The 12,673-nt window shown below is 64.7% G+C and carries 10 protein-coding genes; 7 read left to right on the forward strand and 3 right to left on the reverse strand.

Going from position 1 to position 12,673, the window contains the following annotated elements; genetic code table 11:
* Positions 1-99 precede the first annotated feature (99 nt).
* The 3 genes from hrpB (at position 100) to NYR97_RS06595 (ending at position 6,719) form a co-directional block, all read left to right on the forward strand.
* Positions 100-2,601, forward strand: a complete 2,502-nt coding sequence (hrpB, locus tag NYR97_RS06585; RefSeq protein WP_316697178.1) for an ATP-dependent helicase HrpB — start codon at positions 100-102, stop codon at positions 2,599-2,601.
* 421 nt (positions 2,602-3,022) lie between these two features.
* Entirely contained in the window at positions 3,023-3,454 is a 432-nt protein-coding gene (locus NYR97_RS06590) for a hypothetical protein (protein WP_168958566.1), read from the forward strand.
* 271 nt (positions 3,455-3,725) lie between these two features.
* On the forward strand, positions 3,726-6,719 hold the full coding sequence (locus NYR97_RS06595; RefSeq protein ID WP_316697179.1) for a TonB-dependent receptor: 2,994 nt from the start codon (positions 3,726-3,728) through the stop codon (positions 6,717-6,719).
* A gap of 166 nt (positions 6,720-6,885) precedes the next feature.
* Here the strand turns inward: NYR97_RS06595 and NYR97_RS06600 are convergent, their stop codons facing one another.
* Positions 6,886-7,458, reverse strand: coding sequence for a pseudouridine synthase (locus NYR97_RS06600; protein ID WP_205393325.1), 573 nt, complete (start codon positions 7,456-7,458; stop codon positions 6,886-6,888).
* 135 nt (positions 7,459-7,593) lie between these two features.
* Entirely contained in the window at positions 7,594-8,448 is an 855-nt protein-coding gene (locus NYR97_RS06605) for a class I SAM-dependent methyltransferase (protein WP_316697180.1), read from the reverse strand.
* 222 nt (positions 8,449-8,670) lie between these two features.
* Between NYR97_RS06605 and NYR97_RS06610 the strand changes: the two genes are divergently transcribed.
* The 4 genes from NYR97_RS06610 (at position 8,671) to NYR97_RS06625 (ending at position 12,110) form a co-directional block, all read left to right on the forward strand.
* Positions 8,671-9,642: an aldo/keto reductase gene (locus tag NYR97_RS06610; RefSeq protein WP_316697181.1), complete on the forward strand. Its 972-nt coding sequence runs from the start codon at positions 8,671-8,673 to the stop codon at positions 9,640-9,642.
* Positions 9,643-9,754: 112 nt separating this feature from the next.
* On the forward strand, positions 9,755-10,783 hold the full coding sequence (locus NYR97_RS06615) for an NADP-dependent oxidoreductase (RefSeq protein WP_316697182.1): 1,029 nt from the start codon (positions 9,755-9,757) through the stop codon (positions 10,781-10,783).
* 75 nt (positions 10,784-10,858) lie between these two features.
* Complete coding sequence (gene dkgB, locus NYR97_RS06620; protein WP_316697183.1) at positions 10,859-11,662, forward strand: 2,5-didehydrogluconate reductase DkgB; 804 nt, start codon at positions 10,859-10,861, stop codon at positions 11,660-11,662.
* Between the two features lie 145 nt (positions 11,663-11,807).
* Positions 11,808-12,110, forward strand: a complete 303-nt coding sequence (locus NYR97_RS06625) for a hypothetical protein (protein ID WP_023902203.1) — start codon at positions 11,808-11,810, stop codon at positions 12,108-12,110.
* Between the two features lie 56 nt (positions 12,111-12,166).
* Here NYR97_RS06625 and NYR97_RS06630 read toward each other — a convergent pair whose 3' ends face one another.
* Entirely contained in the window at positions 12,167-12,583 is a 417-nt protein-coding gene (locus tag NYR97_RS06630) for a hypothetical protein (RefSeq protein ID WP_205393320.1), read from the reverse strand.
* Between the last annotated feature and the right edge of the window lie 90 nt (positions 12,584-12,673).

Below are 12,673 nucleotides of genomic sequence, written 5' to 3' on the forward strand. Positions count from 1 at the left end.
TGTCTTGGCAGGCACTTCGCCACTCGGCATTCCCTGACAGCCTTCACCCATCAACCCGACCATCGCGCAGATTCGGGCCGCCCCGTATCCTTCCCGCGCATGACCGACCCCGCGTTTCCGATCTTCCCGTTATTGCCGCAAATCCGCGACAGCCTGGCGGCCCATCCGCGGCTGGTGCTGGAAGCCCCGCCCGGCGCCGGCAAGACCACCCAGGTGCCGCTGGCCTTGCTGGACGCGCCGTGGCTGGCCGGTCGCAAGATCGTGATGCTCGAACCACGCCGCGTGGCCGCCCGTAGCGCGGCGATGTTCATGGCGCGCCAGCTCGGCGAGCCGGTCGGCGAAACCGTGGGCTACCGCATCCGCTTCGAGAACAAGACCTCCGCACGTACCCGCATCGAGGTCGTCACCGAGGGCATCCTGACGCGGCTGATCCAGGACGACCCGATGCTGGAACACATCGGCGCACTGCTGTTCGATGAATTCCACGAACGCCATCTGGCCGGCGACCTCGGTCTGGCGCTGGCGCTGGATGTGCAGGCGCAGGTGCGCGAAGACCTGCGCATCGTGGCGATGTCGGCCACGCTGGATGGCGAGCGCCTGGCCGGCTTTCTCGACGCACCGCGCCTGAGCAGCGCCGGACGCAGTTTCCCGGTGGAGATCGCGCACTTTCCCGCGCGCCGCGACGAAGCGCTGGAACCGCAGACCCGCCGCGCGGTGGAACACGCCTTGGCCACCCATCCGGGCGATGTGCTGGTGTTCCTGCCAGGCCAGCGCGAGATCGCACGCGTGCACAGCGCGCTGCAGGACGTGCTGGACCCGGCGGTGCAGGTGCTGCCGCTGCATGGCGAATTGCCGGTCGAGGCGCAAAGCCAGGTACTGCAACCCGACCCGTCCGGGCGCCGGCGCGTGGTGCTGGCGACCAATGTGGCCGAGTCCTCGGTGACCCTGCCTGGCGTGCGCGTGGTCATCGACAGCGGGCTGGCGCGCGAGCCGCATTACGATCCCAACAGCGGTTTCTCGCGGCTGGACATCGCCACCATTGCGCAAGCCTCGGCCGACCAGCGTGCCGGCCGCGCCGGGCGTGTGGCCAGCGGTTGGGCGTACCGGCTGTGGCCGCAATCGCAACGGCTGGAACCGCAGCGGCGCGCCGAGATCACGCAGGTGGAACTGGCCGGCCTGGCACTGGAACTGGCCGCCTGGGGCAGTGCCGCATTGCGTTTCGTCGATGCACCGCCGGCCGGCGCGCTGGCCGCCGCGCACGAATTGCTGCAGCGGCTGGGCGCGCTCACCGGCAGCGGCGGCATCACCGCGCTGGGCCGGCGCATGCTCGCGCTGGGCACCCATCCACGCCTGGCCGCGATGCTGGCGCAGGCCGGCGATGCCGCGCGCGTAGCGTTGGCCTGCGACCTGGCCGCCTTGCTGGAAGCGCGCGACCCGCTGCGTCAGGGCGGCGATGGGCTGGCCGCCCGCTGGCGCGCACTGGCCGCATTCCGCCAAGGTCGCAGCACACACGATGCCAACCGCGGCGGCCTGGCCGCGATCGACAGCGCCGCCAAACAATGGCGACGCCGGCTGCGTTGCGACAGCGCACCGCCCGCCAGCGTGGAGGCGCATGCGCTCGGCGATCTGCTCTCGCACGCCTTCCCCGACCGTATCGCCGCGCGCCACCCTGCCGACCCGCTGCGCTACCTGCTCGCCAACGGCCGCAGCGCGCGCCTGTTCGACCACAGCGACCTGCGCGGCGAACCCTGGCTGGTGGCCAGCGAACTGCGTTACGAAGCCAAGGACGCGCTGCTGCTGCGCGCCGCGCCGGTGGACGAAGGCTATCTGCGCCGCAGCGCGCCAGAGCGCTTCGTGCAGCAGGACCTGGTGCAATGGGATGCGGACAAGCGCGCCCTGGTGGCGCGCCGGCAATCCAGCTTCGACCGCATCGTGCTCGACAGCCGCCCGGCCGGCCGCGTCGATCCGGCACAGGCCGCCAGCGCCCTGACCGAGGCAGTGCGTCAGCTGGGCCTGGATGCCCTACCCTGGACCGACGGCCTGCGCCAATGGCGCGCACGCGTGCAGTCGCTGTGCGCCTGGATGCCGGAGCTCGCGTTGCCCGATCTCTCCGATGCAGCCCTGATGGCCACGCTGGAGACCTGGCTGCGCCCGGCGTTCGTCGGCAAGACCCGGCTCGACGCACTCGACGAAAGCAGCCTGGGCGAAGCGCTCAAGGCCGCCTTGCCGTGGGACCGCCGCCAGTTGATCGACCGCCACGCGCCCACCCGGATCGGCGTGCCCTCGGGCATGGAGCGGCAGATCAGCTACGCCGTCGATCACGCCGGGCAACCGTTGCCGCCGGTGCTGGCGGTCAAGCTGCAGGAACTGTTCGGCCTGGCCGAAACCCCGCGCATCGCCGATGGCCGCATCCCATTGACCTTGCACCTGCTCTCACCAGGTGGGCGACCGTTGCAGGTCACACAGGATCTGAAGAGCTTCTGGGTAACGACGTATCCGGAGGTCAAGAAGGAGATGAAGGGGCGGTATCCCAGACACCCGTGGCCAGAGGATCCATGGACCGCAACAGCAACGCACAGGGCAAAACCGCGTGGCACATGACGGGTCCTGACCCGCAGCGGCGGTGAAAGATGTCATGTACTCAACGACTTCTGCGGCGCGCCGGAAGACCCATGGACGGCAGCCGCAACGCACAGGGCAAAACCACGTGGCACGTAAAGCCCCTCTCCCGTCGGGAGAGGGGTTGGGGTGAGGGTACGGGGCGAAGCACTCGCGTCGTTCAAGCGCACGTGGCTTCGCCCGTACCCTCATCCGCCCTTCGGGCACCTTCTCCCGGCGGGAGAAGGGAAAAGCCGCGCATGCTCATCAGATCTGTTTTTTACCGCTACCTCCGACTCCCACATACAAAGCGCAACGCATCATTACTTAACCGCAACCCAAACAAGCTCCACCACCGCTAACACGGTCTATACGCACCAGCCCACACACTGCGGACCACGTACTCAGAAAGGAAACGCCTCCAATGAGCAAGCTGACTGTGATCACCGAACGCGCCCTGGAGCGTGCCCTGGAACTGGCTGGCACTGCCGGCGACCATCTGCGTCACGCCGCGTCCGACGCGGGCGACAAGGCACGCAACGCGGGCAGCAGCCTGCGTCATTTCAGCCCGGGTGCCAGCGAATGGCTCAAGACCGGCGCCGCGCTGGGTGCCGTGCGTACCGGCGGCAAGGTCGTCAGCAAGGCGGTCAAGCGCAATCCCGCCATCACCGTGGCAGCGGCCGTCGCCGGCCTCGGCCTGATCGGCTATGCGGTGTACCGCAAGCGGCAGCGTGATCAGCAGGTGCTCGGCGGCAACGTGCATCGTTTCGATCGCGAAAACGCCGGCAACGCCAGCGCACGTCGCGCGGCCTACCAGCGTCGCGGTGCAGTGACCCCGAGCGACGGCATCGAATAAGCCATCTCGCCAGGTAAATTCAGACAACGCCACGGCCCTGCGCCGTGGCGTTGTCGTTTGTGGGATGCAATCCATCGCGGTGCCCTGATGTCAACGCGTGACACACCACTGCAATCACCATAGCCATTTGGCGTAGCGACATAACCACACTCCATTTCTGAATAGCGGGCTCGGCGGTGATTAATGTCCGCGGGGAGCCACACCGAGATCGGCGTCGCAAGTGCGCGCTTGCGGGGTGCTCCCACCTCCCCACATCCAGAAGTGATTGTTCATGACCGTTCGCTCTCCCATCTTCCGGCCTAGCGCACTCGCGTTGGCGCTCTTGCTTGCCACTGCCTCACCGTTGGCCCTGGCGCAATCCACCACCGGCAGCATCGCCGGTCAGGCCCCTGCCTCGGCCAGCCGCGTTGTGGTGCGTAGCGATACCGGCCTCACCCGCGAAGTGGACGTCGATGCACGCGGCCGCTACGCCTTGGGCCAATTGCCGTTAGGCACTTACTCGGTCGTGGCCAAAGATGCCGCCGGAAACGTGTTGAATACACGCGAGGCAGTGACGCTGACGGTGGGCACCACCACCGATGTGTCGTTCGGCGGGGTGACACAACTGGATGGCGTCAGCGTCACCGCCGATCGTGCGGCAGCCGCGATCGATGTCACCACCGTGGATTCGCGCACCGTCATCACTGCCGAGCAATTGCAGCGATTGCCACTTGGCCGTTCGGCCGAGGCGATCGCGCAGCTGGCACCGGGCGTGGTCGGCAACAGTGGCAGCGGCACCTATAGCGGCCCGAGCGGCGAGCAGTTGGTGAGCTTCGGCGGTTCTTCGGCTGCGGAGAACGCGTATTACATCAACGGCTTCAACACCACCGATCCGCTGCGTGGCCTGGGCGGCCTGACCCTGCCCTACGGCAGTATCGATCAGCTGGAGGTCTATACCGGCGGCTACAGCGCCAAGTACGGCCGCTCCGATGGCGGCGTGATCAATGCAGTGGGCAAGCGCGGCACCAACGACTGGCACTTTGGTGGACAGGCGTTGTGGGAGCCGGCATCTGCGCGCGCGGACAAGGACGATGTGCGCTACCCAGCCAATGGCGCGCTGTATCGCCCCGACAATCAGGACCGCCAATGGGTGTCCACCCAAAGCGTGTATGCCGGCGGGCCGTTGATCCAGGACAAGCTGTTCCTGTTCGGCTCCTATGAACTGGAGCGCCGCCAGGGCCGCGAACTGGACAGCGTGGAAGACACCAATGCCGACACCAGCTATCGATACGACCGCCCGCGCTGGTACGGCAAGCTGGATTGGAACATCACCGACAACCACCTGCTGGAACTCACCGGCGCCTCCAGCCGCAACGTGTATCGCGGCAGCATCTACAACTACGATTACGACGCGTTGAGTCGCGGCAGCTTGCGTGGCCAGGACGACACCACCAAGACCGGCGGCAATCTGTGGAGCGCCAAATACACCGGTTATCTCACCGACCGCCTCACCGTCAGCGCGCTGTACGGCAAGATGAAATCCGACGACTACGTCGGCAATCCTGCCTATGACAGCTCGCTGACCTTTCTGTCCAATGCCTCGCTGCAGAATCCCGCGCTCACTGGCGGCAACCCGATCACCAATGCGCAGACCACCTCATCGCTGGTCGATCCGGATCGCGGCAACCGCAGCGACAATTTGCGGCTGGATCTGAATTACGTCATCGGCCATCACTCGATCACCGTCGGGATCGACAACCAGAATGCACGCGCCCTCAATCGCGGCTCGGTGACCTCCGGCGATGGGTATTACTGGGCCTACGGCCAGTCCAACCCCAATGTGCCGATCAGCACCGGCCTGGGCGTGCCGGCCACTGGCGGCATCGTCAATGGCGAAGACGGCTATTACGTGCGTCGCTATGTCTCCAGTTCGCTGGCCTCGGTGCGCTCGGCGCAACGCGCGCAATACATCGAAGACAACTGGCAGGTCAGCGACCGGCTGTTGCTCAATCTTGGCTTGCGGCTGGATCAGTTCACCAACTTCAACCGCGATGGCGATGCCTACATCAAGCAGTCCAGCAGGCAATGGGCGCCGCGTCTGGGCTTCAGCTGGGACGTCGATGGCGACGGGCGTTTCAAGGTGTTCGGCAATGCGGGGCGTTACTACCTGGCACTGCCGCTGAATCCGGCCTTCAACGCGGCCGGTGCCACCTTGGCGACGTCGACGTATTACACCTATGGCGGCATCGATGCCAACGGCTATCCCACCGATCTGACCCAGTTCTCCGACCCGGTCTCGTCCAACAACAATTACGGGATCCTGCCCGACCCCAAGACCGTGGCGACCTCCGGCATCAAGCCCTCGTTCCAGGACGAGTTCATCCTGGGCTTTTCCAAGACACTCGGCGACAGCTGGGTTTACGGCGCCAAGGCGACTTATCGTTTGTTGCGCAGCGGCGTGGATGATTACTGCGATATCGATGCGGTGCTGGCCAAGTCCGATGCGCTGGGCTACGACGTCACCAAGCAGAGCAATCCGGTCAGCTGCTGGCTGATCAATCCGGGCAAGGCCAACACCTTCACCCTGGTCGATACCGGCGGCAACTACGTCAGCGTGCCGCTGAGCAACGCCGAGCTCGGCATGCCGGCCTTCAAGCGCAACTACTACGCGCTCAACCTGTCGCTGGAACATCCCTTCGACAGCCGCTGGTACGCCAAGGCCGACTACACCTTCTCGCGCAGCTACGGCACCACGGAAGGCCAGCTGCTCTCCAACATCGGCCAGACCGCGGTGGCCACATCGCAGGCCTGGGATTACGCGCAGCTGATGGAGCATACCAACGGCCCGCAGAGCAACGACCACACCCACCAGCTCAAGCTGTATGGGTATTATCAGATCACCCCGCAGTGGCTGGTGTCGGCCAACCTGGCCGTGGTTACCGGCGCGCCGTTCAGCCCGCTCGGCTCGTATGGCGCCGATCAGACCGACCCTGCCGGCTACGGCATCGCCTACCACTACTACCAGGGCCAACCTGCGCCTCCGGGCAGCCAAGGCCGCCTGCCGACGATGACGCAACTGGATCTGGGCCTGGCCTATCGCCCCGGTTTTGGCGACGGCAAGCTCGGTTTCAATCTGGATGTGTTCAACGTGTTCAATACCCAGACCGCGCTGTGGCGCTATCCCTATTCGGAACTCGAACCGGGACAACCGGATCCGCTGTACGGGGCGGCCAATGTGCGGCAGGCACCGCGTTCGTTGCGGGTGAGCGTGAGCTTCGATTATTGAGGCTGCGTGCAGCTGACAAGGCGTTGCGAGCGAGCATGTGTCGCACGACGGTTGTGTCGATCGCTGTTGTCAGTTGCTCTTGAACGCACGCATCGCGGCCCTAAGTCGCGGTGCGTTGCTGTGTCTCGCTGCCGTGCACGGAACGAACGCTGAGAAAGCAGAACACTCAGCGTCGCGTCCGGCTTGGCCGCGCGTGATGGGTTTCATCCGCGCGCCACTGCCCAGGTGCGAGCGCATCCAACCTCCAGTCACCGATCGCCACACGGATCAGACGCAAGGTGGGAAGGCCTACCGATGCGGTCATGCGCCGCACCTGACGGTTACGGCCTTCGGTGATCTGCAGTTCCAGCCATGCGTCGGGCACGGTCTTGCGCACGCGTACCGGCGGATCGCGCGGCCACACCTGCGGTGACGGATCGATGCTGCGCACCTTGGCCGGGCGGGTCGGGCCGTCGTTGAGCACCACGCCATCGCGCAAGGCCTGCAACTGCGAAGGCGCAGGCGTACCTTCCACCTGCACCCAGTAGGTCTTGGGTTGTTTGTGGCGCGGGTCGGTCAAGCGGTGCGCCAATGCGCCATCGTCGGTCAGGAGCAGCAAGCCTTCGCTGTCGTGATCCAGACGGCCGGCCGCATACACGTCGGCCGGCAAGCCGAATTCGGCCAGCGTGCGTTTGGGCGGCTGCGAGCGGTCGCTGAATTGCGACAGCACGCCATAGGGTTTGTTCAACAACACCAACATGCCAGTCCCGTTGCGTCAGAGCGAGGCACAACGCCGGCAAGACGCAATGCGCGTGCGTGGCGTCATGCGTTGGTTGGCGGTATGCAAACGGCTGCATGCCGAACGCGCACTGCGCGCCGGCATGCAGGCACTGCCTCACTGCTTGACGAACTTCAAGGTCATGCGGTCGCTCTCGCCGATCGCCTTGTACTTGGCTTCGTCGGCCTTGTCGTGGCTGTTGCTCGGCGGCAGCGTCCACACGCCACCGGCATAGTCCTTGGTGTCGCGCGGGTTGGCGTTGACCTCACTCTTGCCCGCCAGCTTGAAACCGGCCGCTTCGGCCATCGCAATCAACTGCGCCTGGCCCACATAACCGCTCTTGTCGTCCGCCGGCACATCGGCCTTGGCACGATGCTCCACCACGCCGAGCACGCCACCGGGCTTGAGCACCTTGTAGAAGCCGCTGAACATCGCCTCGGCATTACCGGCCATGCGCCAGTTGTGCACGTTGCGGAAGGTCAGCACCAGGTCGGCCGAATTGTCCACGCCGAACGAGGGCGTCTTCGGCACGTACGACACGAACGAGGGCTTGCCATACACCTGTGGCTTGGCCTGGAACTTCTTTTCCAGCTCGTCGCGCCCGCGCTGTGCGGAGTCGCGGCTACGGCCTTCCGGGACCGCCGCCGGGTCGACCACTGCTGCCACGTACTTGCCCTTCTCGCGCAGATATGGCGCCAGAATCTCCGAGTACCAGCCGCCCCCCGGTGTGATTTCGATAACGGTCTGGGTCGGCTTGATGCCGAAGAACGCCAGCGTCTGACCCGGATGGCGATAGACATCGCGCTGCACATACACACGGTCGCGCCAGTTGCCGTCGATGGCTTTTTGCAGCGCCGCATCGGGCGCCGGCAGGGTTGCGCTATCGGCCGGCTTGATTGCCATTGCCAGCGGCGCGCTCATCGCCACTGCCATCCCCACCACACATGCACACACCAGCTTGTTGCGGATCATCACAGCGCCCTTTACGGGAAAAAGTAGCGCGAGCCTAGCATGCGATTTGGAGCCTGCCATGTGCAGGACTTCGCATGCTGCACTGCGCGCGACACACGACATGTTCAAATTCTGTGAGGCATTGCGGCAGCTGGGCGGAACGCTGAATCCACGTTGGTGTCACACGCAACGCCGGTGTGCATGACTATCCTGTTCGGCAGTTTCGAATCAGGAGCTTTCACCATGACTCACTCCCGCGCGCTGGGCCGCTCCGGCCTGCAGATTCAACCGATCGTCTTCGGTGGCAATGTGTTCGGCTGGAGCGCCGATGAAGCGACCTCGTTTGCGCTGCTCGATGCCTTCGTCGATGCCGGTTTCAATCTGATCGATACCGCCGATGCCTACTCCGGCTGGGTGCCTGGCAACCATGGCGGCGAATCGGAAACCATCATCGGGCGCTGGCTCGCACGCAGTGGCAAGCGCGACAAAGTGTTGATCGCCACCAAGGTGGGCAAGTGGAGCGAGCATCCGGGCTTGTCGCCGGAAAACATCGCCGCAGCCGTGGAGGATTCGCTCACGCGTCTGCAGACCGATGTGATCGACCTATATCAGGCCCACGCAGACGACGAATCGGTTCCGCTGGAAGCCACGCTGGCCGCATTCGGTCGCTTGATCGAACAAGGCAAGGTGCGCGCGATTGGCGCCTCCAACTACAGCGCCGCACGCCTGCGCGATGCACTGGATATTTCCGAGCAATACAAGTTGCCACGCTACGAAAGCCTGCAGCCGGAATACAACCTCTACGACCGCGTCGGTTACGAAGCCGAGCTGGAACCGCTGGTACGCGAGCGCGAGATCGGTGTGATCAGTTATTACTCGCTGGCCAGCGGCTTTCTCACCGGCAAGTACCGCAGTGCAGACGATGCCAGCAAGAGCAGCGCGCGCGGTGCGTCGGTGGTCAAGCAGTACGTCAATCCGCGTGGCTTGCGCATCCTGCAGGCGCTGGACGATCTGGCCGCCACCCACACCGCCACGCCCGCGCAGATCGCATTGGCCTGGTTGATCGCGCGACCGGGCCTGAGCGCGCCGATCGTCAGTGCCACCAGCGTGACCCAGCTGCACGACGTACTGGCGGCAGCGCGCGTGTCGCTGAGCGCCGATCAGATTGCGCAGCTGGATAGCGCAAGCGCGCCGGATCCTTCCGAAGCCGCTTGACGCCTCGCCTCTGCAGCGCATGTAACCCATCGCACGCACTCCCTCGCGCAGCCGCTATGCGGCTGTGCTCCCTCGGCCGCGCACGCGTGGTCCTTTCCGCGAGGAATTCCGCATGACATCGATCACCAACCGCCGCATCGTGCTGGCCTCACGCCCGCACGGCGAGCCAAGCGCCGACAACTTCCGCCTGGAAGAGCTCGCCTTGCCGCCCACCGGGCACGAACAGATTCTGGTGCGCAATCGCTTTCTCTCGCTGGATCCGTACATGCGTGGACGCATGGACGAAGGCCCGTCCTACGCCGCACCGGTGGAGATCGACGCGGTGATGGAAGGCGGCACCGTGGGCGAAGTGCTCGAATCGCATCATCCCGACTATCAACCCGGCGATCTGCTGGTGCTGCCGGGCGGCTGGCAGACGCATAGCCTGTTCACTCCTGACGCGCCATTACGCAAGCTGCCCAAGGACGATGCCTTGCCGCTGAGCACCGCGCTCGGCGTGTACGGCATGCCCGGCTTCACCGCCTACGCCGGCCTGCATGAAATCGGCAAGCCGCAGGCGGGCGAGACATTGGTGGTTGCGGCCGCCAGCGGCCCGGTCGGCGCCACCGTGGCGCAGCTGGCACGCCTGCAAGGCTTGCGCGTGGTGGCCATTGCCGGCGGCGAAGAAAAGGTGCGTTACCTGCGCGAGACGTTGCGCGTGGATGTGGCACTGGACCACCGCGCCGACGACTTTGCCGAGCAGTTGCGCACCGCCACGCCGGACGGCATCGACATCTATTTCGAAAACGTCGGCGGCAAGGTGTTCGACGCGGTGTTGCCGCAGTTGAATGCGTTCGCACGCGTCCCGGTGTGCGGCGTGATCGCCACCTACAACAGCCGGGGCCAGGCGCTGCCGGGGCCGGACCGTCTGCCGGACTTCATGGGTCAGGTACTGCGCAAACGACTGACCGTGCGCGGCTTCATCCAGCACGATTTCATTCGCCTGATGCCTGCCTTCCTGCGCGAAATGGGCCAGTGGCTGCGCGAAGACCAGATTCAGTATCGCGAACACGTGCTGCACGGCCTGGACAGCGCACCGCAAGGCCTGATCAGCCTGCTGCGTGGCGAAAACTTCGGCAAGGCCGTCGTCGCGCTCGACTAAATAACTCGCAGCACCCCGCACACCATCAGCTTTTACGATTCCCCATTCCCTATTCCCGATCAACAAAGGAACACCATGACAGTCCCCGCATTCGGCCTGGGCACCTTTCGTCTCAAGGACCAGATCGTCATCGACTCGGTGCGCAACGCGCTGGAGTTGGGCTACCGCGCCATCGATACCGCACAGATCTACGACAACGAAGAACAGGTCGGCCAGGCCATTGCCGCCTCCAACGTGCCGCGTGATCAGCTGTATCTGACCACCAAGATCTGGGTCGACAAGTTCGGCCGCGATGCCTTGCTGCCGAGCCTGCAGGAAAGCCTGCGCAAGCTCGGCACCGAGCATGTCGATCTCACCCTGATTCACTGGCCCTCACCGAAAGATCAGGTGCCGATGCGCGAATATCTGGAAGCGCTGGCGCAGGCCAGGCAGCAGGGCCTGACCCGCGCAATCGGTGTATCCAACTTCACTATCGCACTGATCAAACAGGCTATCGAGATCCTGGGCACCGATGCCATCGCCACCAACCAGATCGAAGTGCATCCCTACCTGCAGAACCGCGCGCTGATCGCGTTCCTGCGCGAGCAAGGCATCCATGTCACCTCGTACATGACGCTGGCGGTTGGCGAGGTGTTGAAGGATCCGGTGATCCAGGCGATTGCCGCGCGCCACGACGCCACTGCGGCACAGGTGACCTTGGCCTGGGCACTGCAGCAGGGGTATTCGGTGATTCCGTCCTCGACCAAGCGCGAAAACCTTGCAAGCAATCTCAAGGCGCAGTCGTTGCAGCTGAGCGAACAGGACATGAGCGAGATTGCCGCACTCGACCGCGGTCAGCGCCTGGCCAATCCGAAGGCGATTGCACCCGACTGGGATTGAGTTCTCGGTTTTCCACGTATCGGCATCGCCCGATAGGGGGCATAACCGCCGCGACGACCGCTCGTCGTCGCGTGCTGGTTGCACGTGACAGGCGCTGCTACGGTGCCAGCCACAGGGGGTAAGTCTCGACAACGGAGTCCTACCCATGCACACCGCATCCGTTTTGACCCGCCGCGTCGTCAACCTCGACGCTGAGATCGCCTATTGGCGCGATGTCCACGCCGAAGGCCATCTGGGCGGCTACGATTTTGCCGACTATGCCCGGCTGCTGAAGCTCGGCTACGACATTTATCTGGCTTACCCGCGCGCTACCGAGGCGCAGCTCTATCGCGTGTTGCAGGACGGCTTTTACCACTATCAACCGATGCTGTCGGTGCCCTGGGATGAGGCGCGCTGGATCGTGCGGCATGCGTGGCGGCATATGGAAGAGGCGGCCGTTCGGCACTGAAGCGGTGGCTCGAACACCTGCGCAACCACTCGGCCACGCAGTGCCGCAATAAACGCCTAGTTCAACTGCCCCATCGCCATCGCCTGGCGATCGATGCGGTGTTTTTCGGCCAATGCCTGCATGCCTTGCAGGGTGGCGGCGATCAGGCTGGCATAGCGCAGCCGCCACAAGTTGGCGCGGTCGTTGTCGTCGTCGGTGCTGCCCAGGCCGTCCAGCACCTGCGGCAGACGCCGATCGGCCAACGCCGAGGCAGCCAGATAGGGCTTTGCCGGAGCGATCACATCCACCGGTTCGCGCCAGTCGTTGGCCACCTGCCGGGCGATGCCGGCCAGATGCGAGAGCTGGTGCATGCCGATCAGGGTCTCATGCAACATCTCGCGGCAGGCCCATTGCCACAGCGCCACCTTTTCCGATGGATTCTGGGCGATCTCGGTCAGAGCCAGATCAACCTTTTCGATGCGTGAGTCGAGCATTGCGGAGCTCCGATGCTGCTGTGCAACATAATTCACACCATACGCCGTGAGAGTCAAGTGAGCCAGCCGCTAAAAAGATGTCAGCGTGCA

Origin of the sequence: Xanthomonas hydrangeae, from assembly GCF_032697525.1 — a bacterium.
Lineage (GTDB): Bacteria > Pseudomonadota > Gammaproteobacteria > Xanthomonadales > Xanthomonadaceae > Xanthomonas > Xanthomonas hydrangeae.